Genomic DNA, 25,615 nt, shown 5'->3' on the forward strand with positions numbered 1-25,615 from the left:
CTGCTCTGAGCCGAGCATGGCTCGGCCCTACAGGGGCGTGTTGCAGGCGGCGAATGATCACAGCGCGCTCTGCCGGCCAGCGGCCGGCACTACCGTTCGGCGTCCAGCTCCGGGTAGTGGCGGAAGATGCCATTCGTGTTGAACGCCAGACGTCGTTCCGAGGCCAGATAGGCGGCGATGTTCGGCCGCTTCGCCACCCGCGCCTGCAGCGCGCGCAGTAGGGGCAGGGTGGACGCCAGTGCCTGCATGCGGCGTGGAAACATGTAGTCCAGCCCACTCAGTAGCTGGAACAGCGACAGATCCACGTACGAATGCTCGCGCAGTGCATGGCGGCCACCGTTGGCGGCCAGCACCCGTTCGAAGTAGCCCAGGAACTTCGGCAGGCGCTCGCTGCGCAGCGACGCGGCACGTGCCTTGGCCTCGGTCTTCTGCGCTTCGTAGTACTTCGATGCGGCAATCGGATGGTGGGTGTCGTGCACCTCGGCCACCAGGTCGGCGATGGTCAGCTGCAGTTGCAGCGCCTGCATCCGCCGCGAGGCCGCCTGTGGCACCAGGTCCAGCGTCGGGCCGAGGAAATCCAGGATCGCCGCGACCTGCGCGATGACCTGGCGGCCGGCCTTCAGGAACGGCGGCGCGAAGGGCTGCGGGCCTTCGCTGTGGCCCTCCAGGAACGGCTGCATCACCGCATCACCGTGCACCCGCGCCATGTCGATGTAGTCGGCGCCGGCATCTTCCAGCGCCAGCCGCACGAACTCGCCCCGGCCCTGGATGCCGGTCCAGTAATACAGCGCGTACTGCATGGCAGTGTCTCCGCAGGACAAGGCCCCCAGCCTCGCGCGCGGCATGCAAAGCAGGCGTGAGCGCGGCTTTGGCGCAGGGCGAAGCCGAACGGCAGCGGAACAGGCGGGGAACCGGCTGGAACCGGTGGGGTCACACCTTCTCCATGCGTGTGAAACGAGGTGCTGCATCATGCAGAGTGCAAAGGCGGTATGGCCCTGGGTGCTGGGTGTGGTGGTGATCGGCGGCGCGGGCGGTTGGTTGTTCCGGGATCAGCTGAAGCATCTGGCAGATGGTGTTTCGGTGCCGGTGCAGTCAACTGCCGTCAGCACCAGCGCAGCGCCACAACCGCAGGCGGCCGCGGAACCCTCGCCAGCACCGCCGCCGATCAGGCATCCGCTGGACACCGAGGCCGCCGCCGACCCGGCGCTGCCGAAGCTGGCTGACAGCGATGCCGCGGCCTGGGGCGCACTGAGCCAACTGTTCCAGGGCGAGGGGCCGCTGACCCTGCTGCTGCGCGATCACCTGATCCAGCGCCTGGTCACCCAGGTCGACAACCTGGACAAGCCAAGCGTGCCGCCCACTGCGCTGGCCGCACGGCCGCTGCCGGGCAACCTCCAGGTCGAGCCCGGCGAAGGCGGTGATCGCACCGCCGCCAGCAACGCGGCGCGCTATGCGCCCTATGTGCAGGCCTTCACCGCGCTGGATCCGGCAGCAACGGCAACGGCCTACAAGCGCTTCTATCCGTTGATCCAGCAGGCCTACGTCGACCTGGGCCGGCCCGACGGATATTTCAATGATCGCCTGGTCGCGGTGATCGACCATCTGCTGGATACCCCGGAACTGGCCCAGGCGCCTCTGGTGCAGCGCGATGAGCGCGGCCGTTACCGCTTCGTCGATCCCACCCTGCAGTCACGCTCGATCGGGCAGAAGGCCCTGCTACGCATGGATCCTGCACAGGCGCGGGCGATCAAGCAGCAGCTGCGGGCGATCCGCAGCGCGATCACCCGCTGAGCCCGTCCACCGTGCGGAACTGATCGGGATCAACGCGCCGACCACACGCGCTCCGGCATGCTGGCCGCAGGCTGACTGGCCCCGGGGTGCAGTCGCAGCCGCCCTTGAAACCGGGTGGGGCAACCGCATCTTTCCAGCATTGCCGGCCTAGGCCGGCCCTGAAGACCGATGAGGATTCGCAATGCGGATGGACAAGCTCACCTCGCGTTTCCAGCAGGCGCTGGCAGACGCACAGTCGTTGGCCGTGGGCCGCGACAACAGCATCATCGAACCGGTTCACCTGTTCAGCGCGTTGCTGGACCAGCAGGGTGGCAGCACGCGCCCGCTGCTGGCCCAGGCCGGGGTGAACGTGCCGGTGCTGCGCGAGCGCCTGACCGAGGCGCTGGACGCTCTGCCCAAGGTATCTGGCCAGGCCGGCAACGTGTCGCTGGGCAACGATCTGGGGCGCCTGCTGAACCAGACCGACAAGCTGGCCCAGCAGCATGGTGACGCCTTCATTGCCAGCGAGTGGTTCGTGCTGGCCGCGCTGGAGGATGGTGGCACGCTGGGCATGGCGCTGCGCGCCGCTGGTGCCGACAAGACGCGCCTGCAGGCGGCGATCGACAAGCTGCGTGGCGGCGAGAACGTGCAGTCGGAGAATGCCGAGGAGCAGCGGCAGGCGCTGGAGAAGTACACCATCGACCTGACCGCGCGCGCCGAGAGCGGCAAGCTCGACCCGGTGATCGGCCGTGACGAGGAAATCCGCCGCACCATCCAGGTGCTGCAGCGCCGGACCAAGAACAACCCGGTGCTGATCGGCGAGCCCGGCGTGGGCAAGACCGCGATCGTGGAAGGGCTCGCGCAGCGCATCATCAACGACGAGGTGCCCGAAGGCCTGCGCGGCAAGCGCGTGCTGTCGCTGGACATGGGCGCGCTGATTGCCGGTGCCAAGTTCCGCGGTGAATTCGAGGAACGCCTGAAGGGCGTGCTCAACGACCTGGCCAAGAACGAAGGCCAGATCATTCTGTTCATTGACGAACTGCACACCATGGTCGGTGCCGGCAAGGCCGATGGCGCGATGGATGCCGGCAACATGCTCAAGCCGGCCCTGGCGCGTGGCGAGCTGCACTGCATCGGCGCGACCACGCTGGACGAATACCGCAAGTACATCGAGAAGGACGCTGCGCTGGAGCGCCGCTTCCAGAAGGTGTTCGTCGGCGAACCCACGGTGGAGGACACCATCGCGATCCTGCGCGGGCTGAAGGAAAAGTACGCCGTGCACCACGGTGTGGAAATCACCGACCCGGCCATCGTCGCCGCCGCCACGCTGTCCAACCGCTACATCACCGACCGCCAGCTGCCGGACAAGGCCATCGACCTGATGGACGAAGCCGCCTCACGCCTGCGCATGGAGATCGACTCCAAGCCGGAGGAGCTGGATCGCCTGGAACGCCGGGTTATCCAGCTGAAGATCCAGCGCGAGATGCTGAAAAAGGAGAAGGACGAAGCCTCGCGGCAGCGCCTGGCCGATCTGGAGAAGGACATCGATGCGCTGGAGCGCGAGTTCTCCGATCTCAATGAAATCTGGAAGTCGGAGAAGGCCGCGCTGCAGGGCGCAACCAAGATCAAGGAACAGGTCGAGCAGGCCAAGCTCGAGCTGGAAGCCGCGCAGCGCCGCCAGGATTTCGCCAAGATGAGCGAGATCCAGTACGGCCTGTTGCCACAACTGGAAAAGCAGCTGGCTGCGGCCCAGGAAGCCGAGCACAAGGACTTCAAGCTGGTGCAGGACCGCGTGACCGACGAGGAGATTGCCGAAGTCGTATCGCGCTGGACCGGCATCCCGGTCAACAAGATGCTCGAAGGCGAGCGCGACAAGCTGCTGCGCATGGAAGAGGTGCTGCACAACCGCGTGGTCGGCCAGGAGGAAGCGATCAAGGTCGTCTCCGATGCCGTGCGCCGCTCGCGTGCAGGCCTGTCCGATCCGAACCGTCCGGCCGGCTCGTTCCTGTTCCTCGGCCCGACCGGCGTCGGCAAGACCGAGCTGTGCAAGTCGCTGGCCGAATTCCTGTTCGACAGTGCCGACGCGATGATCCGCATCGACATGAGCGAGTTCATGGAGAAGCACAGCGTCGCGCGCCTGATCGGTGCGCCTCCGGGCTATGTCGGCTACGAGGAAGGCGGCTACCTGACCGAGGCCGTGCGTCGTCGCCCGTACTCGCTGATCCTGCTGGACGAAGTGGAGAAGGCGCACCCGGATGTGTTCAACATCCTGCTGCAGGTGCTCGACGATGGCCGCCTGACCGACGGCCAGGGCCGCACCGTGGACTTCCGCAACACCGTCATCGTGATGACCTCGAACCTGGGCTCGCACCAGATCCAGGACATGAGCGCCGACGACAGTCCGGAGGCCTACACGCAGATGAAGGCGGCGGTGATGGGCGTGGTACAGGCGCACTTCCGTCCGGAGTTCATCAACCGGCTGGACGACATCGTAGTGTTCCACCCGCTGGACAAGCAGCAGATCAAGCAGATCGCGCGCATCCAGATGCGCGGGCTGGAGAAGCGGCTGGCCGAGCGCGGGTTGAAGCTGGCGGTCTCCGATGCGGCGTTCGACCTGCTCGGCAACGTCGGCTTCGATCCGGTGTATGGCGCGCGCCCGCTGAAGCGCGCGATCCAGTCGCAACTGGAAAATCCGCTGGCGCAGCAGATCCTGTCCGGCGCCTTCGTCAACGGCGACACCATCGAGGTTGGCAACGACGGCGGTCGCCTGGTGTTCGCCAAAGCGTGATTCACACGGGGCGCCGCCTGGCCGCAGCGCCCCGTTTCCTGCGAGGCATGCCGGGCCATGCCCGGCGCTCACTCAGAAGCGGTGCGTATAGCCGCTCATCAAGCCGAACTGGTTCGCCTTCTGCACGATCGGGCTGTCGGCGGCATCACCGAGCAGGCGCGTGCCTTCGGCCGAGATGTACCAGTTGCCGTTGCGGCCCACGCGGTGGCTCCACTTCAGGCCGACACCGGCACTGACCAGGCCGGCCTTTGGCTTGTGCTCGGCAAAGCCGGTACGCGCCGCCTGTTCCGGGCTGACGCCGTACCAGGTCTGCATGTAACCGCGGTTGCCGTAGTCGGTGGACACGCTGCCGCTGACCACGCCGCCGGCCAGGTCGAACAGCGGCATGCTCAGGTTCAGATGGATCTGCTGGGTGGCCAGGCCGTTCTCGGCCTTGTCCTCGTCCTTGCGGGTGAACTGCCAGGAGCCGCTCAGCACGGCTTCGCCCAGCGTATAACCAGCCGAGACGCCGACCAGGGGACGGGTATCGATATCACCCATGCCGCGCAGGAAGTCGGAACCGCCGAGCAGCGAGTCCTTTTCCTTGCGGATGCCGCTGGCGCCGACATACGCGCGCACGCGGGTGTGCTCACCGATGGAGGTGCCCCAGCCAATGCCACTGGTGCCCAGAAACCAGCCACCGGGCGAGGTGACATCGAAGGACAGCGACGGCGTCGCACGATACTCCTCGCTGCCGCTGTAGCGCGGTGCCACGCCGCCACCGGCGGCTAGCTCGAAGGTCCAGCGGTCATCCTGGGCGTAGGCGGTCGGTGCGGCGAACAGCGGCAACAGGGCCAGGCAGAGCAGGGCGGGGGAACGGCGAAGCTGGGACATGGAAACTCTCGACAATGGGAGGAAGGCAGCGCGCGCATCCGGCGAGTGCTGCAGGGTCGCTAGCGTGGCGATACGCCGGCGACCGATCCGTCCGCAGTTGTGCGGGAGTTGTAATCAACTGTAATTGCACCCAAGGGCGTTCAGCTGGCAGCCAGCGGCCAGTGCATCTCCAGGCGCGCGCCGCCCAACGTGGCGCGGCTGATGCGAAGCTCGCCGCCGTGGCGGACGGCAATGCGGCTGACGATGGCCAGGCCCAGGCCGAAGCCGCCGGTATCGCGGCTGCGGCTGTCATCCAGGCGGGTGAACGGGCGCATCACCTTCTCCCGATCGGCTTCGTCGATGCCGGGGCCATCGTCATCCACGCGCAGGCAGGCGCGGCCGCCGACACCGACCAGCGAGACTTCCACCTGCGAGCGCGCATGGCGCAGCGCATTGCCGACCAGATTGCTGAGTGCCAGCTGCAGCAGGCGTGGTTCGGCATCCACCCGTGGCAACGCACTGGGCTGCACGCGCAGTACCACCCCGGCACGTTCGGCATCACGGCGCGCATCGGCCAGGCAGGCCTGCAGCCAGTCATTGGCTTCGATACGCTGCATCGGTTCGCCTTCGCTGGGGTGCTCCAGGCGCTCATACGCCAGCAGTTCGCTGACCAGCCGGTTGAGTTCGGCCAGATCGCCGTGCAGCCCCTGTGCCAGCCGTGCACGGCGTTCGTGATCGTCGCTGTCCTGCATCAGGTCCAGGCCGAAGGCCACGCGCGCGATCGGCGTGCGCAGCTCATGCGAGATCGCATGGGTCAGGTCGCGCTGGCGCTGCACCAGTTCGGCCACGCGTGCCGCCATGCGGTTGGAGTGGTCGACGATGACCCGGATCTGCGAGCGTGGCGAGACCTGCGCACGTGCCTGCAGATCGCCAGCGCCGATGCGGTCGGCGTGCAGGCGCAGCGCTTCCAGGTCGCGCCAGAGCAGGCGCACCCACGCGTACAGGCTGGCGCCCACCAGCAGCAGGATGCTGAGGTAGGCGGCGATGGTCATGTACGTCGTCATCTGCACCGCGCCAGGCAGGCGCAGGTGCAGCCAGCGGCCATCGCTGCCCTCGATGGGCAGCAGGACCTGCTGGTATTGATCGCGCACGATGAAACCATCGGCCTTCACGGCCACCTGTTCCTGCGCGTCGAGTGCTGGAGGTTTGTCGAGCAGGGTCAGGGCGATGCCGTAGTGTGGCTGCCACTGCTGCAGGCGCTCACGCTGCTGGTCGGCATCCAGGCCGGCCAGGCCACTGCGCAGGGCGTACACCTGACCACGCACCTGCTGGACGAAGACGCGATCCTGCACGGGCGTGTAGATGCCGTCCAGGATGTGGTTGAGGAAGAACACCGACACCAGGAAGCAGGCACCCGTGATAAACCACAACCACAGGAACAGCCGCTTCATGCCGTCCAGGCCGACGGATTGAACTGGTAGCCACGGCCCCACACGGTCTTGATCCGCCGCGGTTCGCGCGCATCATCGCCGAGCTTGCGGCGCAGCTTGCCGATGCTGACATCGACACTGCGGTCCAGGCCGTCAAAGCCGATGCCGCGCACCGCCTGCAGGATATGGTCGCGCGACAGGATCTGCCCCGGCTGGCTGGCCAGCAGCCACAGGATCTCGAATTCCGTGGTGCCCAGCTCGACCGGCTGACCGTGCAGGTGCACTTCGCGCTGCATGCGGTCGATCAGCAGTTCGCCATGCATCAGACGGCTGGGTGTGCCGGTGTTGCTGCTGCCATGGCGGCGGCGCAGCAGGGCGCGCAGGCGGGCCAGCAGCAGGCGCGGCTCGATCGGTTTGTGCACATAGTCATCGGCGCCCGATTCCAGGCCCAGCACCTGTTCGATGTCGTCCTCGCAGGCGGTCAGCATCAGGATCGGCACATCGGAGAAGCTGCGGATCTGCCGGCACACGTCGATGCCGCCCAGGCCGGGCAGCATCAGGTCCAGCACCACCAGCTCCGGCGCGTGCTGGCGGCAGGCGGCGCCGGCCAGGTCGCCGCGGGCCACATGCTGCACGGCGAAACCATGTTCGTGGAGATAGTCGCTGACCAGTTCGGCCAGGCGACGGTCGTCCTCCACCAGCAGGACCTGCGTCGGAGTACCGTTGGCGGTTGGTGTCCAGGGGGATGGCTGCATGCGCGTGGGGCCTCCGTGCCCGGGCAGGAGCGCCCGGCGGCGAAGCCTATCAACGCCCCGTGACCGCTGCCTGAATCGCGGCCAACCTGATAACCCCCGGTATGGGCGTCATCGCCAGCAGCTTTCAGCGGCGGGCGACGGCTGGCCTATGGTGGCGGTTTCCCCGGATGGAGCCTGGCGCAATGAGCGATCCGCAGTGGCAACTGGAAACCCTGGCCGTGCACGGCGGCTACCGTCCCGACCCGACTACCCGCGCGGTGGCGGTGCCGATCTACCAGACGGTGGCGTATGCCTTCGATGACACCCAGCACGGTGCCGACCTGTTCGACCTGAAGGTACCGGGCAATATCTATACGCGCATCATGAACCCCACCACCGACGTACTGGAGCAGCGCCTGGCTGCGCTGGAAGGCGGCATCGGTGCGCTGGCGCTGGCCTCGGGGCAGGCCGCGATCACCTATGCCATCCAGACCATTGCAGAGGCCGGCGACAACATCGTCGCCTCCAGCGCGCTGTATGGCGGCAGCCTCAACCTGCTGGCGCACACGCTGCCGCAGTACGGCATCCAGGCGCGCTTTGCTGATCCGGCTGATCCTTCTGCGTTCGCCGCGCTGATCGACGAGCGCACCAAGGCGGTGTTCGTCGAATCCATCGGCAACCCGCGTGGCAACGTCACCGACATCGCTGCGATTGCGGAGGTCGCGCATGCCGCCGGGGTGCCGCTGATCGTCGACAATACGGTGGCCACGCCTTTCCTGCTGCGCCCGTTCGAGCACGGCGCCGACATCGTGGTGCACTCGCTGACCAAGTACCTGGGCGGCCACGGCACCAGCCTGGGCGGCGCGATCATCGATTCGGGCAGCTTCGACTGGACCGCACAGCCCCAACGCTTCGCGCGGCTCAACCAGCCCGACCCCAGCTACCATGGCGTGGTCTATACCGAAGCCCTGGGGCCAGCGGCCTACATCGGCCGCGCGCGCGTGGTGCCGCTGCGGAATACCGGCGCAGCGTTGTCGCCGTTCAATGCGTTCCTGATCCTGCAGGGCATCGAGACCCTGGCCCTGCGCATGGAACGCATCAATGCCAATGCGCTGGCCGTCGCGCAGTACCTGAAGGCGCACGCCAAGGTAGCGTGGGTGCGCTACGCCGGACTGGCCGACGACCCCGAGCACGCCGCCGCGCAGCGCTATCTGGGTGGGCACGGCTCGGGCGTGCTGACCTTCGGCCTGCCGGGCGGGCGCGAGGCAGGCGCACGTTTCCTTGACGCGCTGAAATTGTTCACCCGCCTGGTCAACCTCGGCGATGCGAAGTCACTGGCCACCCATCCCGCCTCGACCACCCACCGCCAGTTGGATGCGGCGGAACTGGCCAAGGCCGGCGTCAGTGAAGACACCGTGCGGCTGTCGATCGGCATCGAGCACATCGGCGACCTGCGCGCCGACCTGGAGCAGGCCTTGGCCGCCGCCTGATAGCCACGCGCTTGGTCGTCATCGCCACAGGCGATCACCGCCGGCCACGCGATGCGCTAGGGTGGAACTGCCTCTCCAAGGCGTGGCAACGTGGCGATCCAGATCCCCGGTCGATGCGGGTCGACCGGGGATTTTTTTTGTTTCCGGGGTCAGATCCGTTTTCCTGCGGCAACGGATCTGACCCAATGCACCAATAGCAGCGGGGAACTGTCGAAGGCGGGGTGGGTCCGGTTGCGGGGGCGTGAGCCGCATGGATGCGGCGACCGAGCCTACATGGACGTATTCACGGCGTCCCCCGCAACCGGACCCACCCCGCCATCCCACGGAATGCCTGCTTTTGCTTTTGCCGTTGCAGTTGAAGTTGCTTCAGCAGGCGCCGGGCTGCAAGCCCTGCCGCAAGCACACTTCTCACACCACCGGGATACTGTGCTGCCCCAGATTCCGGTACGGCGGTGTGGACATGATCATCTCCGCCAGCGAGTACGCCAGCTCACGTTCGGCCATCACCGTGCCATCGGCACCGTGTTCCAGCAGATGCTTCACTTCCGCATCGCTGTGCGCGCGCGCCAGCAGGGTCAGGTCCGGGTTGATCGCACGCAGCTTGGCCAGCGCCTCACCGGCTTCCAGCGGCTGCGGAATCGCCAGCACCGCAATCTTCGCCCGCTCAGGATGGGCCTCGGCCAGCACCCGGTCGGCCGCCGCACTGCCGCGGATCGCCGCCAAGCCCTTGGCGTGCGCCGCCTCGACGTGTTCCTTGTTGTCATCGATCACCAGCACCGGCACGCCACGGTCGCTCAGCACCTGCGCCAGTTCGCTGCCGACCCGGCCATAGCCGATCACGATGGCGTGGTCATGCAGGTCCCGTGACGGGCCGATGGCTTCAGGCGGCTCGGGTGCCTGCGGGGACTGCTCCTGCTTGGCCTGCCAACGGTCGAGCAGGCCGAACACCAGTGGGTTGAGCATGATCGACACCAGCGCACCGGCCAGCACCAGCGACTGGCCTTCCTTCGGCAGGATCTGCAGCGCCACGCCCAGGCCGGCGATGATGAAGGCGAACTCGCCGATCTGTGCCAGGCTGGCCGAGATGGTCAACGCGGTGCTGGTCGGGTGGCCGAACGCACGCACGATGAAGAACGCGGCGGCCGACTTGCCGAACATGATGATCAGCACCGTGGCCAGCACCTGCCACGGGTGCTGCACGATGATGTTGGGGTCGAACAGCATGCCGACCGACACAAAGAACAACACCGCGAACGCATCGCGCAGCGGCAGCGAATCATGCGCGGCCTTGTGGCTCAGTTCTGATTCGTTGAGCAGCATGCCGGCAAAGAACGCGCCCAGCGCGAACGAGACGCCGAACAGCATCGCCGAGCCGAACGCCACGCCCAGCGCGATCGCCAGCACGGACAGGGTGAACAGCTCACGCGAACCGGTACCGGCGATGCGTTCCAGGATCCACGGGATGACCCGGCGCCCGACCACCAGCATCACCGCCACGAACAGGCCCAGCTGCACGAAGGTCCAGCCGATGTCGGCCAGCACGCTGCCCAGCGAATGCGATTCCTTGGCCGCGTCGGGACCAAACACGCCGGCCATCACCGGCATCATCACCAGTGCCAGCACACAGGCCAGGTCTTCGACGATCAGCCAGCCGACCGCGATCTTGCCGCGCATCGTCTCCAGCAGCCGGCGTTCCTCCATCGCCCGCAGCAGCACCACGGTACTGGCCGTGGCCAGCGAGAAACCGAAGATGACGCCATGGATGGCCGGCCAGCCCATCAGCGAGGCCACGCCCCAGCCGAGCAGGGTGGCCACCGCGATCTGGCCGATGGCACCGGGAATGGCGATGGCCTTGACCGCCATCAGGTCCTTCAGCGAGAAGTGCAGGCCGACACCGAACATCAGCAGCATCACGCCCAGTTCGGCCAGCTGGTTGGCCAGCGCCTGGTCGGCGACGAAGCCGGGGGTGAACGGGCCTACGCAGATGCCAGCAACCAGGTAACCGACCAGGGGAGACAAGCGGAGCTTGTTGGCCAGCGCGCCGAAGATGAAGGCGAGCCCCAGGCCAACGGCCACGATGTTGATCAGGTCGGTGTCATGGTGCATCGGCACTCGCAGGAAATCGGGGGGATGCCCCGATTTTCACCGATGCGGCCACATACGGCAAACCCGGCCAGCGTATCGGATCGTTGCGTGGGCGGAGCCATCAGTGGTCGGCGTCCGGCCTGGCGTGTGCGGCGCGATCGAGGGTGGCGCTGTCGGGATCGGACCTGTTTGGGGTGACCAGTTGCTCTCGACCGTGAACCGGAGCCAGACCGACGCCACCCGAGACGGGCACGGGAAGGAGGATGGTTTCGATACGCGGCGGTGCCATCGCAGGACCCTTTGCCCCTGTGCGAAGGTTTTTCAGTCGATCCAATGATATACGAGGGTGGGAAGTCATTCTGGTGGCGCGCGTTCTGGGCAGGACGCCTGAGGTCTGGCCGAAGTTTTCCCGAGCCCCGCACGCGTCACCATGTGCTCATTGCCCCTTCTGCTTGCCAACCAGGCGGGGCCTGCTCTCTTCAGACTGCGTGGGTGGATGACCGCATGAAGCTTCCCGACATCGACGTAGTGATTCAGGCGGTAGGCCAGGACACGAGTTCTGCTTCCATGTCCCGGTTGCTCCTTGAACTGGAAATCGGCGAGGTCGACTTCCGTCGCTATCCGTTCAACTTGGCCGGAAGGCGAATATGGACCGACAGCGAGGGTTCGCTGCAGTTGGAATTCAAGGACATCGGACTACTGAAGGACATTCCGTATCACGATCTGGACGATGGCCCATGGGTGCTGACTGACGCGATCTTCTGGGGAGTCAGGAAAAACAAGCGGGCCTACGCTGGGTCTTTACCCCACGGAGTGAGCTTTTCCATGCTGCGTCCACATGTCAGGGAGCGACTTGCCGTTCTGGGTGCAGGGAACGCTGTCGAGATGGGCTTTTCTGGAGAAGTGGATATCTGGTGGGTCAGCGGTCTGGAGCTTACGGTGGATTTTTCCGGTCCCGGAGATTCGATTCGCTGCGTATCCGTTGGCATTCCGGTGGACCGTACTCATAGCCAAGCGTAATCGCGGCGTATGCGCAACCCGCTCGAATGGACAGTGGGGCTTCCATGATTCTTCCAACAAATATGGTGCACATCCAGGCAGTAACAGCCCTGTTTGGCAGAAGCGCCACTGACCCAGCCGTCTCAACGATGCTGCAGTCGCTTGGCGTCAGGCGAAGGCCAGAGCTGGCCCGTCCTGCCAAAAGCCCTTACGAGGCGATTGTGCGTGTGAGCGCGCGGGGCATGCTGTTCTCCTTCAGCGAGCGCAACTACTGGAACGGGCGATCCATTGCTTCGCACGGCAAGAGCGGTGAGCTGATCTTCACCAACGTTGCGGTGACGGCCGGCATTCCGGATGTCATGCGCAGGTACGAAGGCGACCTGCTGTTTGGCCTGCAATGGGAGGACGACAGGACGACAGCGCGCGAAAGGCTCGCCACGGCGGGCTTTGGGGACAGCTTGCACGCCGGCAGGCGTGACGCGTGGTGGCTGCCTGACTACCGCATCCGTCTGACGTATCAGGCTGGATGCATCAAACAGGCAGGAGCGCGTGGGATCTTCGATATCAGCTTGGGAATTCCCATGCATCCATTGGCTTGCGCACCGGCAACGCGCGAGTACCCTTCGGCGGAGCAGGTGCTCGCTGTCCTCGGCAGATCGACCAATGACCCCGATTTCCAGGTCGCGTTCCGGGACCTTGGTCTTGCGAGTCTGATGGCGGAGGCGAGCAGCGAGGTCGTTGATAGAGCCGACGAGCATGGCTTCATCCTTTACTTTGACAGTAGGCAGGGCGTGCCCGGTAGCCATCCGGTATGCACCGGCATCAGTTTCGTCCGCGATCGACTGGGAAACTCAAGAGCCTGGGCTGGGCCGCTGCCATTCGGCCTTCAATTCGATGATCCGCCGTCCATTCTCGAAGAGCGCATGGATCAACGAGCCAGTCGTTGGCTTGATGAAGGAACGTTTGGCAGCGCGAGGTGGTCGCTGCCTGGTCTTCAAGTGAGCGTGAATTTTGACAGTCTGGACAACTGTCTCGAGTCTGTCCGTGTGATCGTAGAAGGTCATCGCACGTCCAATTGCCAGCCGCGCGGCTGATCTTGCCCGCAGCACATAACAAAACACCCGCCGGATCACTCCGGCGGGTGTGAGAGATGTGGCTAGGAGTTGTCGGCCCGCGGCCGGCACTACCAGAGCCTCGCTTACCAGGTGTACTTGATCCGCCCGTACACATACGCGCCGTTGAAGCCGAACGGCGAGTAGTTGCTGTAGGGCAGCATGCCGAAGGTGGAGTTCTGCAGGTCTTCGGTGCGGTCCGGGTACTTGTCCAGCAGGTTGTCGGCGCCCACGGTCAGGGTCCAGTTGCTGCTCGGCTTGTAGCTGGCCGAGGCATCCACCACCCAGGCATCGCCGTAGGTCTGGTCGCGCAGCGCGGTGGCCGAGTTGCGCACGGTGAACTTGCCGTAGCGGGTGGCGGCCAAGCCCAGCTCCCAGTGGTCCGAACGCCAGGTGCCGCTCAGGATCGCCTTGTCGCGCGGGTAGCTGTCCTCGATGCGGCCAATTTCATCGCGACCGATCAGCGACTGGGTCAGGCCCAGCGTGCCGAACACCGGCGGGGTGCCGCCGACACGGCGCACTTCGGTGTCGTTGTAGCTGTACGCAGCGGTCAGCTCCAGGCTGCTGGCGCTGAACGGCACGGTGTAGCTGGAGACGAAGTCGACGCCGCGGGTGCGCGTATCCAGGCCGTTGGTGAAGTACGAGAACGCGGTCACCTGCGGCAGGCCGAGGGTGCCCAGCAGCGCGCTGGTGGCGGCGTTGGTGGTGATGCTGGACGAGAGCGCGATGCGGTCATCAATGTCGATCTGGTACGCATCGACGGTGATGTACAGGCGGTCCACCGGCTGCAGCACCAGGCCCAGGCTGTAGGAGGTGGAGGTCTCGGCCTTCAACGGCGAGGCGCCCAGCGCCTGCGCGGCCGGGCTGGTGGTCGGGAAGGTGCCACGCTCGACGAACACGCCATTGAGGAACTGGCTGGTCACCGCCTGGTAGCCCTGCTGCGCCAGCGACGGTGCACGGAAGCCGCTGGAGGCGGTTGCCCGCAGCGCGACCTTGTCGGTGAATGCATAGCGCGCCGACAGCTTGCCGGAGAAGCGGTCGCCGAAGTCCGAGTAGTCCTCGTAGCGGCCGGTGATGCCGGCCGAGAACTTCTCGGTCAGGTCCGCTTCCAGGCCGGCATAGACCGCGTAGTTGTGGCGGTCGGCATGCACTTCATTGGTCGGGGTGAAGCCCGCGAAGCCCTGCGCGCCGCTGCCGGTGTACGAGTTCAGTTCGCCCGGGTTCTGGTCCCACTTCTCCTTGCGGTACTCACCGCCGAAGGACAGCGTGACCGGGTAGGCCAGGCCCCAGTCCAGTGACTTGGTCAGGTCGGCATTGAAGATGTCCTGCTGGTACTTCAGCGTGCCGTCGTAGAACGAGCGCGGGCTGGTGGCGCCGAGGCTGTAGTTGATGCTGTTGCGGGTGTGGAAGTCGAGGGTGTTCTCGCCGTGGTTCAGGCTCAGGTCCCAGGTCCAGCCGTTGTCGGTGTTGCCCTTGACCCCGGCCACCAGCGAGCGGTCCTTGGAGTACTGGTTGATCTCCGGCACGTAGCCGTCCGGGTAGGTCTGCGCCAGCAGCGCGCTCTGCCCGCTGTGGTTGCGCGAACGGTAGAACGCGAACGAGGTGATGTCGCGGTTGCTGAGCAGCGCGCTGGCGTAGCCGGTCACGTGGTCGCTGAAGTCGAAGCTGGCGTTGGCCGAGGCGGCGGTGGCATCCACGCGCGGGTCGCCGACGATGAAGGTCTTCTGGCCGATGCTGGGGAAGTTGCCGGTGTTCGGCGTGGTGCCGCGGTACGGGCCGGCGCGGTTGCTCTCGTCCTGCTGGCTGATCTGGCCGGCCACGTGCACCCGGCCGCGGCCGTTGCCGAACTCGACGCCGGTGTCGCCGGAGAGCTGGTACTTGTTGCCGTCACCGGCCGAGTACTGGCCGTAGTCCACGGCCAGGCTGCCGCCACGGCCGCTGCCCTTGAGCACGATGTTGATGACGCCGGCGATGGCGTCCGAGCCGTACTGCGCCGACGCGCCGTCGCGCAGCACTTCCACGCGCTCGATCGCGGCGATCGGGATCGCGTTGATGTCCACCGCCGACGAGCCACGGCCGATGCTGCCGTTGACGTTGATCATCGCCGAGGTGTGGCGGCGCTTGCCGTTGACCAGCACCAGCACCTGGTCCGGTGACAGGCCGCGCAGCTGCGCCGGGCGCACGCCACTGGTGCCGTCGGTCAAGGCCGGGCGCGGGAAGTTCAGCGAGGGCAGGGCGCGCGACAGTGCGGTGGCCAGCTCACTGGTGCCGGTGGACTGCAGCACTTCAGGGGTGATGATGTCGATCGGCGACTGCGATTCGGCGACCGTGCGGTCGGCCACGCGGGTGCCGGTGACGATCACCGTGTCCAGGGTGTTGGCGGCGGTGCCGGCCTGCTGGGCAGCGGCACCGAACGGAGAGCCACCGAGTGCGACAGCGACGGCGGCGGCGATCAGGCTGGTCTTGCGGGTCATCGGGATGGGGCTCCGGTTGGCGGGGGCGGCACCGGAATCGACATCACGGGGGTGAGGCGGACGGCGGTTGTTGCGGTGCGCAATACAGCAATTAACGGGATATTCAGTGCCTGTCAAATGCCGGTCATCGAAAAAAACGTTGCAGCAGCAACCATTTAGCCCGGACAGGCATCGGCGGGGAGGAGACCCGGGACGCGCGCGGCGGGGACGTGGGAGAGAGGAACGTCGGCCACTGCGCATCCCGGGACGCGTCAAGTATTCGTTAACGCTAGAATTGCGTCGCAGGAACAGTGCTCACCAGCACATTCCATCCGGTTATATGGACCCCTCCCCCGATGATCTCCCTTCGTAATTTCGCCTTGCGCCGCGGCGAGCGGCTGCTGTTGTCCAATGTCGACCTGACCCTGCACGCCGGTTACCGGGTAGGTGTGGTCGGCCGCAACGGTGCTGGCAAGTCCAGCCTGTTCGCGGCGGTGAAGGGCGAGCTGGAGGCCGACAAGGGTGACGTCGACCTGCCCGGCAAGGTCCGTATCGCCAGCGTGGCCCAGGAAACCCCGTCGCTGCCGGACCCGGCGCTGAGCTTCGTGCTGGGCGGCGACACCGAGGTGGCCGCGGTGCTGGCCGAAGAGGCCGAGGCGACCGCGCGCGAAGACTGGGAGGCGGTGGCCAACGCACACACCAAGATGGCCGAGATGGGGGCCTACGACGCCGAAGCGCGCGCCGGCAAGCTGCTCCACGGCCTTGGTTTCCCGGCCGAGACCCATCACCGCGCGGTCTCCTCGTTCTCCGGCGGCTGGCGCGTACGCCTGAACCTGGCCCGCGCGCTGATGATGCCCAGCGACCTGCTGCTGCTGGACGAACCGACCAACCACCTGGATCTGGACGCGGTGTACTGGCTGGAACAGTGGCTGCTGAAGTACCCGGGCACCCTGCTGCTGATCTCGCATGACCGCGAGTTCCTCGACAACGTGGCCACCCACACCCTGCACCTGCACGGTGGCGGCGCCAAACTCTACCCGGGCGGCTACACCGATTTCGAGCGCCAGCGCGCCGAACAGCTGCGCCAGCAGCAGATCGCGCACGAGAAGGAGCAGGCCGAGCGTGCCCACCTGCAGAGCTTCATCGACCGCTTCAAGGCGCAGGCCAGCAAGGCCGCGCAGGCGCAGAGCCGCATGAAGCGCCTGGCCAAGCTGGCCGGCACCGAAGCGGTGCGCGCCGAGCGTGAGTGCCGTATCGAGTTCGCGCCGCCGGCCAAGCTGCCGTTCTCGCTGATCCGCCTGAACCACGTCGAGGCCGGCTACGGCAAGGACGCGGTGATCCTGCACAACGTCGGCTTAGGTCTGGAAGCGGGCCAGCGCATCGGACTGCTCGGCCCGAACGGTGCGGGCAAGACCACCCTGGTGAAGACCCTGGTGGGTGAACTGGCGCCAATCGTCGGCGAGCGCATGGCGCACCCGGACCTGAAGATCGGCTACTTCGCCCAGCACACGGTGGAGTCGCTGCACGAAGGCCAGTCGCCGATGGAGCACTTCCGCGAGATCGCCCCGGACGCACCGAACCAGTCGTTCCGCGACTTCCTCGGCAAGTGGAACTTCCCGGGTGACCGCGCGTTCGAGCCGGTCGACGGCTTCTCCGGTGGCGAGCGCGCACGCCTGGCGCTGGCGCTGATCGCCTGGCAGCAGCCGAACGTGCTGCTGCTGGACGAACCGACCAACCACCTTGATCTGGAAATGCGCGAAGCGCTGGCCGAAGCATTGGCCACCTTCGAAGGCGCGATCGTGATGGTCTCGCACGACCGCCATCTGATCGGCCTGGTCTGCGATACCTACTGGCGCGTGGCCGATGGCGAGGTCGAGCCGTTCGATGGCGACCTGGATGCCTATGCCGCGTGGCTGCGGACCCGCCCGCAGGCGCAGGGCACCAAGGCGCGCATGGAACAGGTGGAAGAGCCGGTGGTGGTCAAGACCGCCCCGGTGGCGCAGGTGGTGCAGAAGAAGCCGGTGAACCCGCACAAGCTGGCCGCGGCCGAGGCCAAGGTGGCCGAGCTGGAGGGTGCACTGGCCGAGCTGGACCGGCAGCTGGCCGACCCGGCCAACTACGCCGATGCCACGCGGATGGCGGTACTTGGCCGTGACCGCGAAACCGCCGCCGCGCAGCTGGAAAAGGCCGAAGCCGCCTGGATGGAACTGCTCGAGTCCTGATGCCATCGGTAGCGCCGGGCCATGCCCGGCGAGCGCAACGGATCGCAAAAGCCGCCGGGCATGGCCCGGCGCTACCCACGTCCCCTGCGTTTCATCCTTGCGCCTGCAGCCACTCGCGGAACCGCTTTGCCGGCTCGCGCTCTGCACGCGAGCGCAGCCGCGTCAGCCAGTAGCGTCCCAGCTCCAGTGTGGTGCCGAACGGCTGCAGCAGGCGGCCTTCGGCCAGCTCCTGCTCGAACATGCGCAGCGGCAGCAGCGCCACGCCGGCACCACCGGCCGCGGCCATCGCCACGGTCAACGACGAATCGAACACCGGCCCGCGCGCTTCCACGCCACTGACGCCTGCCGCCTGCAGCCAGCGCGGCCATTCGTCGCTGCGATAGGAGCGCAGCAGCGGCAGCGTGCCCAGGTCGCGCGGCTGTTTCAGCCGCCGCGCCAGTGCCGGCGCGCACAGCGGCGCGAACGGCGCGTCGAGGATCGCCGTGCAGGCCTGGCCCTGCCAGTCGCCATCACCAAACCGGATGGCCAGGTCCAGGCCTTCGCCGGCCAGGTCGATGCGGTTGTTGTGGGTCTGCAGGCGCAGCTCGATGTCCGGGTGCGCTGCCTCGAACGCGGCCAGCCGTGGCAGCAGCCAGCCGGTGGCGAAGGTACCGACCACGCCCAGGGTCAGCACTTCACGCGCAGGTCCGCCGGTGTAACGCGCGATGCTGGCCGAGATGCGTTCAAACGATTCGTTGAGCACCGGATACAGCGCCGCGCCTTCTTCGGTGAGCGCCACGCCGCGCGGCAGGCGATGGAACAGGCGGATGCCGAGCCGGTCCTCAAGCCCGCGAATCTGGTGGCTCAGCGCGGCCTGGCTGACACACAGCTCCAGCGCGGCACGGGTGAAGTTCTGGTGGCGGGCGGCGGCCTCGAAGGCGCGCAGCGCGTTCAGGGGCAGGGTAGGGTGCAACATCGCGCAGTCGTGAGCTGGAGTGATGGCTGATCCTAACGCTTCAACCATGGATTTCGGAAAATTAAGGGGTTGAATGCGTCAGGCATTAATTCACTTCATGCCTCCTGTTGATTTTTTGCGCTGGTCGCCCCCGATAGCGGCTTCAATAATCGAGCGGTCCCCAGGAGAACCCGTATGCTCGCCCGTCGCCGATTCCTGCAGTTCAGTGGTGCCGCCGTGGCTTCCCCGCTTGCCCTGCCGCTGCTGGCACGTGCTGCGGGCAAGACCACCGCCAACGCACCCACCGATGCCGCCATTACCGCCGCCACTGACTTCGCCGCGCTGGAAAAGGCCTGCGCCGGACGCCTCGGCGTGACCCTGCTGGACACTGCCAGCGGTCGCCGCATCGGTCATCGCCAGGACGAGCGCTTCCCGATGTGCAGCACCTTCAAGAGCATGCTGGCGGCTACCGTGCTCAGCCAGGCCGAGCGCACGCCGGCATTGCTGGACACCCGCGTGCCGGTGCGCGAGGCCGATCTGCTCTCGCACGCACCGGTTACCCGCCGCCATGCAGGCAAGGACATGACGGTGCGCGATCTGTGCCGTGCCACGATCATCACCAGCGACAACACCGCCGCCAACCTACTGTTCGGCGTGGTCGGTGGCCCGCCCGCAGTGACCGCGTTCCTGCGCGCCAGTGGCGATACGGTGAGCCGCAGTGACCGCCTGGAGCCGGAGCTGAACAGCTTTGCCAAGGGCGACCCGCGCGACACCACCACGCCGGCGGCGATGGCCGCGACCCTGCAGCGCGTGGTGTTGGGCGAGGTACTGCAACCGGCTTCGCGGCAGCAGCTGGCCGACTGGCTGATCGACAACGAAACCGGCGACGCCTGCCTGCGCGCGGGCCTGGGCAAGCGTTGGCGCGTGGGTGACAAGACCGGCAGCAATGGCGAAGACGCGCGCAACGACATCGCCGTGCTGTGGCCCGTAGCCGGAGGCGCCCCGTGGGTGTTGACGGCTTATCTGCAGGCGGGCGCGATCAGCTACGAGCAACGCGCTAGCGTGCTGGCACAGGTGGGGCGGATTGCCGACCGGTTGATCGGATGAGGTAACCGGGGTCATTCAAACGTGGGTTGCCGGATCGGTTCGGCGCGCGCATCCTGCGCGCGTTCGAACCCCACGGAAGACCCCGATGAGCCATGAGTTGATCTACCTGCTGCTGATCTTCGCGCTGCTGGTGATCCCGCGCGCGCTGCAGCGCTTCAGCCTGCCCGCACCACTGACCTGCCTGCTGTTCGGCATCATCGGCATGCTCTGGCTGGGGGATCAGGCACATGATGCGGTGATCGGACTGCTGGCCACCCTGGGCATTTCCTCGCTGTTCCTGTTCGCCGGCCTGGAAGTGGATCTGCAGGCGCTGCGCCGGGGCATGTGGCCGCTGCTGGCACATCTGGTCATCCGTACCGGCACGCTGTTCGGGGTGGGCTGGCTGGCTTGGCGCTATGCGGGGCTGCCGTGGCAGGCCGCTGGCCTGTTGGCGTTGGCGCTGCTGACGCCGTCCACGGGCTTCATCATGGATTCGCTGTCGCGGCTGGGCCTGAGCGAGGACGAGCGGTTCTGGGTGACCAGCAAGGCCATCGCCGGCGAACTGCTGGCGCTGGCGGCGTTGTTCATCGTGCTGCAGGCCGGCGATCCGGGGCATATGGCGCTGTCCAGCCTGGCGCTGCTGGCGATGATGGTCGGCCTGCCGTTGCTGTTCATCGCGCTGGGTCGCTGGGTGGCACCGCATGCGCCCGGCTCGGAATTCTCGCTGCTGGTGATGGTCGGCATGGTGGCGGCCTACATCACCTACCTGCTGGGCGTGTACTACCTGGTTGGCGCGTTCATCGCCGGCCTGGTCGCGCGCCTGCTGCACCAGCGCATGCCGCTGCTGGCCTCGCACGAGAACCTGCACGCGCTGCGCTTGTTCGCCTCGTTCTTCGTGCCGTTCTACTTCTTCAACGCCGGCACGAAAGTTCCCAGCGAAGCGCTCAGCTTCGAGGCGCTGGGGCTGGGCATCGTGATCACCCTGGTGGTGCTGCCGCTGCGCATCGGCGTGGTCTGGCTGCAGCGCCGGGTGATGTTCGGCGAGAGCTTCCGCAGCAGCCTGCGGGTCTCGCTGGCGCTGGCACCGACGCTGATCTTCACCCTGGTGCTGGCGGCGATCATGCGCGAGCGCTTCCAGATCCCGGCGGTGCTGTTCGGTGCGCTGTTGCTGTACGCGGCGCTGACTACGCTGCTGCCTTCGCTGGTGTTCCGTACCCCGTTTGACGTTGATCCGGTGGAGCAGGAGCCGGCCGGTCAGGGCGAGGCCGCACCGGTGGCGGCGACCGAAGCACTACCGACAGCACCGTCTGCCGAGCGCTGAGCGGGACTGGCGCGCGGTTTGCGCCCATCGTCCATGGCCGTTAGGGTTGGGGCATGAGATCGATTGCCGTTGCCACTACCGCCGCTTTCCTGCTCAGCCTCGCTGCGTGCACGCAGCGCTCCGATACGGTCGCCCATGATCTGGCGACCGCACCGGCCGACGCCTTCATGGCCGCCATCGCTGCACATTGCGGCCAGGCCTACGCCGGCAAGGTGGTGGAGGACTCGCCGGCACCGACCGGCAAGGATCCGTTCGCCGGGCAGCGCCTGGTCATGCATGTGCGTGGCTGCGCCGACCCGGCGCATGAGCTGCGCATCCCGTTCCACGTGGGTGATGACCACTCGCGGACCTGGGTGCTGACCCGCACGCCGAACGGGCTGCGGCTGAAGCACGACCACCGCCACGAAGATGGCAGCCCCGACGCGATCACCCTCTACGGTGGCGACAGCACGCCACCGGGCACCGCCGAGCGCCAGCAGTTCCCGGCCGATACGGAGTCGGTGGCGATGTTCCGCCGCGCCGACATGCTGGCGTCGACCCACAACACGTGGGCGATGGAGATCGATCCCGACCAGACCTTCGTCTACGAGCTGACACGCCCGGACGGCCGCCGCTTCCGCGTGCAGTTCGATCTGAGCAGGCCGGTCGACCTGCCACCGCCGCCTTGGGGTGATGAGGCCGCGCAGCCAGCCCGGTAGCGCCGGGCCGTGCCCGGCGGGTTTTCTGCAGTTGACCGCGCCACTGCGCTCGCCGGGCATGGCCCGGCGCTACCCCTCACCGCGTGCCGAAACGCGCCCGGCAGCCGTTGCTCACCCACACCTGGCCACGCGAGTAACCCCAGCTGCGGCCTTCCTGGCAGGCGCTGCCCGACAACTGCTGCTGCAGCACCGGCCGGCCCTGGCGCTCATCCCAGTCGCAGGTCTGCGAGCGGTTGTTGTTGCTGCTGCAGGTGACGGAATAGTTGCTGTTGCCACCGCCCCAGCCGCCACCGCCACCGCCCCAGCCGCGCGCCTCGGCGAATTCGGCGCGGCAGCCATTGCTGACCCATACCGCGCCATTGCGCACGCCCCAGGTACGACCTTCGTCGCAAGGGCTGCCGGACAGCTGGCGGACCAGGCGGGCATTGCGCCAGCCGACCGGGCAGCTGCGCTCACGGTTGTTCTGGCTCTCGCAGCGGATGGTCTCGCCGGGCCGGCCGTTGTTGCCGCCCCAGCCACCGCCATTGCCGCCGCCCCAGCCACCGCGGGCCTCGACGAACTCCGCTCGGCAGCCGTTGGTGACCCAGATGCTGCCGTTACGGCTGCCCCAGGTTCGTCCTTCATCACAGTCCGAGCCGGACAGCTGGCGCACCAGCTGCGCATTGCGCCAGCCGGTGTTGCAGACCCGTTCGCGGTTGTTCTGGCTTTCGCAGCGGACCACGCCGCTCTGCGCATGCGCGGAAGGGGCGGGCAGGGCAAGGGTACCCAGGGCACCCAGGCTGAGGGTTACGGCCAGGCTGGCCAGGGACAGCGGTTTCATGGCGGCATCCCATACGGTGGCAGGTGCCCGACTATAGGGAGGGGGGCGATCAAGCCGGTGTGACTGGCCGGATTTGCCCCGGCCGGGGCCTCGGCCGCAGAATACGAGGCTTTCCGGCCCCCATCCGGTGCCGGCGTTCTCCAGCGGAGCTTCCCCCCCATGCGTACCCACTTCTGCGGCCTGGTCGATGAGACCCTGATTGGCCAGACTGTCACCCTCGCCGGCTGGACCGACGTGGCCCGTAACCAGGGCGGCGTCTGCTTCATCGATCTTCGAGATCATGAAGGCATCGTGCAGGTGACCGTGGAAGTCGACAACGCCGACGTGTTCGCCGTGGCCGCGTCGCTGGGCTATGAGGACGTGCTGCAGGTGGAAGGCGTGGTGCGTGCCCGCCACGCGGTGAACGACAAGATGCGCACCGGCAAGGTGGAAGTGATCGCCACTGCCATCACCGTGCTGAACAAGGCCGCGCCGCTGCCGTTCCACGCCCACGAGAACCCGGGCGAGGAAACCCGCCTGAAGTACCGCTACCTGGACCTGCGCCGCCCGGAAATGCAGCGCATGCAGCGCACCCGCATCAAGCTGGTGCAGGCCCTGCGCCGCCACCTGGACGAGAAGGGCTTCCAGGACATCGAGACCCCGATCCTGACCAAGGCCACCCCGGAAGGCGCCCGCGACTTCCTGGTGCCGGCGCGCATGCACCCGGGCGAGTTCTACGCCCTGCCGCAGAGCCCGCAGCTGTTCAAGCAGATCCTGATGGTGGCCGGCTTCGACCGCTACTACCAGATCGCGCGCTGCTTCCGCGATGAAGCACTGCGTGCCGACCGCCAGCTGGAGTTCACCCAGCTGGACATGGAATTCGCCTTCGTGCGCGAGCGCGACGTGCAGGACTTCGTCGAAGACATGATCCGCGCCATCTTCAAGGAAGTGGTCGACGTCCAGCTGGATGCCAGCTTCCCGCGCATGACCTGGGCCGAGGCGATGCGTCGCTACGGTTCGGACAAGCCGGACCTGCGCATCGCGCTGGAGCTGGTCGACGTGGCTGAACTGGTCAAGGACAGCGAGTTCGCAGTGTTCACCGGCCCGGCCAACGATGCCGAAGGCCGCGTCGCCGCGCTGCGGATCCCGGGCGGCGCAGCGCTGAGCCGCAAGCAGATCGACGAGTACGCCGCGCACGCCGCCAAGTACGGCGCCAAGGGCTTGGCCTACATCAAGATCGCCGACAACGGCGAAATCAGCTCGCCGATCCAGAAGTTCTTCAGCGAGGCCTCCTTCGCTGCGCTGGTCGCCCATGTTGGCGCCGGCAACGGCGACATCGTGTTCTTTGGTGCCGGCGGCTACAACAAGGTCTCCGACTTCATGGGCGCGCTGCGCCTGAAGGCCGGCAAGGACTTCGGCCTGGTCGCCGACGGCTGGGCGCCGCTGTGGGTCACCGACTTCCCGATGTTCGAATGGGACGAGGAAGAACAGCGTTACGTCGCCCTGCATCACCCCTTCACCGCGCCGGCAGTGGACGACATCGCCGACCTGCGCGCCAACGCCCGTACCGCCGTTTCGCGCGGCTACGACATGGTGCTCAACGGCAATGAGATCGGCGGCGGTTCGATCCGTATCCACCGTCCGGACATGCAGAGCGCGGTGTTCGAGCTGCTGGGCATCGGTGCCGAAGAAGCCCGTGCCAAGTTCGGCTTCCTGCTCGACGCTCTGAACTACGGCGCGCCGCCGCACGGTGGCATTGCCTTCGGCATCGACCGCATCGCCGCGCTGATGGCCGGCACCGAATCGATCCGCGACGTCATCCCGTTCCCGAAGACTACCGGTGCACAGGATCTGATGACCGACGCGCCGTCGCCGATCGTCGACGCGCAGCTGGCCGAAGTGCACATCCAGGTTCGCCCCAAGACCAACTGATCAGGAGATCCAGGCAATGACCGAGTTTGCGTTTTCGCTGGAGTGGGAAAAGCTGGGCAATGAAGGCTCCGAGGCCAACCTGGTCACCGAGCGTGCACGGGTGTTCGGTGGTTGGCTGGTCCGCGTCGGTACCAACCCGGCGGCGATGGCCCTGACCTTCGTCGCCGACGGCGAAGGCCGTTGGGACGGTGAAGACTTCGGCGTCGAGGATTACGAGGACGACGAAGAGGAAGAGTACGACGAGGACGAGGAAGGCGAGGAAGAAGAGGACGAGGACGAAGAGGAGTACGAGGAAGAGGACGGGGAAGAAGAAGCGGAGTCGCCTGAAAAGGCTTGACCCCTGCTTCGCCCTGGCGTCAACTTCCTGCATGTATTCGATCCGCCGCGCCACTGTGGACGACGCGCCGACCCTGTCGGCGCTGGCCGCCCGCACGTTCACTGAAACCTTCGGCCATCTGTACCCGCCGCAGGACCTGCAGGCCTTCCTGGAGGAGGCCTACGCGGTCGAGCGCCAGCGCGTGATCCTGGCCCACCCCGATTACGCGGTGTGGCTGCTGGAACTGGATGGGGGGGCGGTCGGCCATGCCGCCGCCGGCCCCTGCGGTCTGCCGCACCCGGACGTGAAGCCCGGTGACGGCGAACTCAAGCGCCTGTACCTGATCAAGACGCAGCAGAGCTGCGGCTGGGGCAGCCGCCTGCTGGAAACCGCGCTGGCCTGGCTGGAACACGAGGGCCCGCGCACCCTGTGGTTGGGCGTGTGGTCGGAGAACTTCGGCGCACAGCGCTTCTACGCCCGCTACGGTTTCGAGAAGGCCGGCGAATACCTGTTCCCGGTGGGCGACACGAACGATCTCGAATTCATCCTGCGCCGCGCACCGCGCGCGGCCTGATGTTCACTGCCGCTTGCTGC

Annotated in this window: 20 protein-coding genes; 12 read left to right on the forward strand and 8 right to left on the reverse strand. The window is 66.8% G+C overall.

Annotated elements, in window-relative coordinates:
• Nucleotides 1–89: 89 nt before the first annotated feature.
• Nucleotides 90–800: a glutathione S-transferase gene (locus AC5P8C_RS09135; RefSeq protein ID WP_019660153.1), complete on the reverse strand. Its 711-nt coding sequence runs from the start codon at nt 798–800 to the stop codon at nt 90–92.
• 169 nt (nt 801–969) lie between these two features.
• Here AC5P8C_RS09135 and AC5P8C_RS09140 point away from each other — a divergent pair, with 169 nt between their 5' ends.
• Both AC5P8C_RS09140 and clpB read left to right on the forward strand, forming a co-directional pair.
• The gene (locus AC5P8C_RS09140; protein WP_019660152.1) at nt 970–1,791 is read left to right on the forward strand and encodes a DUF3014 domain-containing protein; all 822 of its coding nucleotides are present in this window, start codon (nt 970–972) and stop codon (nt 1,789–1,791) included.
• Between the two features lie 181 nt (nt 1,792–1,972).
• Nucleotides 1,973–4,558 carry an ATP-dependent chaperone ClpB gene (gene clpB / locus AC5P8C_RS09145; RefSeq protein ID WP_019660151.1) on the forward strand — a complete coding sequence of 862 codons (2,586 nt, stop codon included), beginning with the start codon at nt 1,973–1,975 and terminating at the stop codon, nt 4,556–4,558.
• A 72-nt stretch (nt 4,559–4,630) separates the two neighbouring features.
• On the opposite strand, the gene AC5P8C_RS09150 is transcribed toward clpB, so the two are convergent.
• From AC5P8C_RS09150 to AC5P8C_RS09160, 3 genes are all read right to left on the reverse strand, one after another.
• On the reverse strand, nt 4,631–5,431 hold the full coding sequence (locus AC5P8C_RS09150; RefSeq protein ID WP_019660150.1) for a MipA/OmpV family protein: 801 nt from the start codon (nt 5,429–5,431) through the stop codon (nt 4,631–4,633).
• Nucleotides 5,432–5,571: 140 nt separating this feature from the next.
• Entirely contained in the window at nt 5,572–6,861 is a 1,290-nt protein-coding gene (locus tag AC5P8C_RS09155) for an ATP-binding protein (protein ID WP_233653827.1), read from the reverse strand.
• Complete coding sequence (locus AC5P8C_RS09160) at nt 6,858–7,595, reverse strand: winged helix-turn-helix domain-containing protein (protein WP_019660148.1); 738 nt, start codon at nt 7,593–7,595, stop codon at nt 6,858–6,860. Before AC5P8C_RS09160 ends, AC5P8C_RS09155 begins: the two co-directional genes overlap by 4 nt.
• A 182-nt stretch (nt 7,596–7,777) precedes the next feature.
• On the opposite strand from AC5P8C_RS09160, the gene AC5P8C_RS09165 reads away from it, so the two are divergent.
• Nucleotides 7,778–9,064, forward strand: coding sequence for an O-acetylhomoserine aminocarboxypropyltransferase/cysteine synthase family protein (locus AC5P8C_RS09165; RefSeq protein WP_019660147.1), 1,287 nt, complete (start codon nt 7,778–7,780; stop codon nt 9,062–9,064).
• 408 nt (nt 9,065–9,472) lie between these two features.
• Here AC5P8C_RS09165 and ybaL read toward each other — a convergent pair whose 3' ends face one another.
• Nucleotides 9,473–11,170: a YbaL family putative K(+) efflux transporter gene (ybaL, locus tag AC5P8C_RS09170; RefSeq protein ID WP_019660146.1), complete on the reverse strand. Its 1,698-nt coding sequence runs from the start codon at nt 11,168–11,170 to the stop codon at nt 9,473–9,475.
• Between the two features lie 483 nt (nt 11,171–11,653).
• On the opposite strand from ybaL, the gene AC5P8C_RS09175 reads away from it, so the two are divergent.
• Nucleotides 11,654–12,169, forward strand: coding sequence for a hypothetical protein (locus AC5P8C_RS09175; RefSeq protein ID WP_019338704.1), 516 nt, complete (start codon nt 11,654–11,656; stop codon nt 12,167–12,169).
• 221 nt (nt 12,170–12,390) lie between these two features.
• On the forward strand, nt 12,391–13,242 hold the full coding sequence (locus tag AC5P8C_RS09180) for a hypothetical protein (RefSeq protein ID WP_495218634.1): 852 nt from the start codon (nt 12,391–12,393) through the stop codon (nt 13,240–13,242).
• A 104-nt stretch (nt 13,243–13,346) separates the two neighbouring features.
• Here AC5P8C_RS09180 and AC5P8C_RS09185 read toward each other — a convergent pair whose 3' ends face one another.
• Nucleotides 13,347–15,734, reverse strand: a complete 2,388-nt coding sequence (locus AC5P8C_RS09185; protein ID WP_019660144.1) for a TonB-dependent receptor plug domain-containing protein — start codon at nt 15,732–15,734, stop codon at nt 13,347–13,349.
• Between the two features lie 335 nt (nt 15,735–16,069).
• Between AC5P8C_RS09185 and AC5P8C_RS09190 the strand changes: the two genes are divergently transcribed.
• Nucleotides 16,070–17,935: an ABC-F family ATP-binding cassette domain-containing protein gene (locus AC5P8C_RS09190; protein ID WP_495218592.1), complete on the forward strand. Its 1,866-nt coding sequence runs from the start codon at nt 16,070–16,072 to the stop codon at nt 17,933–17,935.
• Between the two features lie 91 nt (nt 17,936–18,026).
• Here AC5P8C_RS09190 and ampR read toward each other — a convergent pair whose 3' ends face one another.
• Entirely contained in the window at nt 18,027–18,890 is an 864-nt protein-coding gene (gene ampR / locus AC5P8C_RS09195; RefSeq protein ID WP_019660142.1) for a LysR family transcriptional regulator AmpR, read from the reverse strand.
• 174 nt (nt 18,891–19,064) lie between these two features.
• Between ampR and blaL2 the strand changes: the two genes are divergently transcribed.
• The 3 genes from blaL2 to AC5P8C_RS09210 all read left to right on the forward strand — a co-directional run bounded on the left by blaL2 (nt 19,065) and on the right by AC5P8C_RS09210 (nt 21,974).
• On the forward strand, nt 19,065–19,976 hold the full coding sequence (gene blaL2, locus AC5P8C_RS09200; protein WP_111101983.1) for a L2 family extended-spectrum class A beta-lactamase: 912 nt from the start codon (nt 19,065–19,067) through the stop codon (nt 19,974–19,976).
• 85 nt (nt 19,977–20,061) lie between these two features.
• Nucleotides 20,062–21,276 (forward strand): cation:proton antiporter, encoded by a 1,215-nt coding sequence (locus tag AC5P8C_RS09205; RefSeq protein ID WP_019660140.1) that lies wholly within the window; start codon nt 20,062–20,064, stop codon nt 21,274–21,276.
• 53 nt (nt 21,277–21,329) lie between these two features.
• Entirely contained in the window at nt 21,330–21,974 is a 645-nt protein-coding gene (locus AC5P8C_RS09210) for a hypothetical protein (protein ID WP_180877699.1), read from the forward strand.
• A gap of 76 nt (nt 21,975–22,050) precedes the next feature.
• Here the strand turns inward: AC5P8C_RS09210 and AC5P8C_RS09215 are convergent, their stop codons facing one another.
• Nucleotides 22,051–22,794, reverse strand: coding sequence for a DUF3011 domain-containing protein (locus AC5P8C_RS09215; RefSeq protein ID WP_495218594.1), 744 nt, complete (start codon nt 22,792–22,794; stop codon nt 22,051–22,053).
• 159 nt (nt 22,795–22,953) lie between these two features.
• On the opposite strand from AC5P8C_RS09215, the gene aspS reads away from it, so the two are divergent.
• The 3 genes from aspS to AC5P8C_RS09230 are packed head-to-tail and all read left to right on the forward strand — an operon-like array spanning nt 22,954 to nt 25,595.
• Nucleotides 22,954–24,705, forward strand: a complete 1,752-nt coding sequence (aspS, locus tag AC5P8C_RS09220) for an aspartate--tRNA ligase (protein WP_111098900.1) — start codon at nt 22,954–22,956, stop codon at nt 24,703–24,705.
• A 16-nt stretch (nt 24,706–24,721) separates the two neighbouring features.
• Nucleotides 24,722–25,042, forward strand: a complete 321-nt coding sequence (locus tag AC5P8C_RS09225; RefSeq protein ID WP_019660136.1) for a hypothetical protein — start codon at nt 24,722–24,724, stop codon at nt 25,040–25,042.
• A gap of 31 nt (nt 25,043–25,073) precedes the next feature.
• Complete coding sequence (locus AC5P8C_RS09230; protein ID WP_495218596.1) at nt 25,074–25,595, forward strand: GNAT family N-acetyltransferase; 522 nt, start codon at nt 25,074–25,076, stop codon at nt 25,593–25,595.
• Nucleotides 25,596–25,615: the final 20 nt, after the last annotated feature.

The sequence above is a fragment of the Stenotrophomonas sp. YJH_SMC_46 genome (assembly GCF_059370315.1).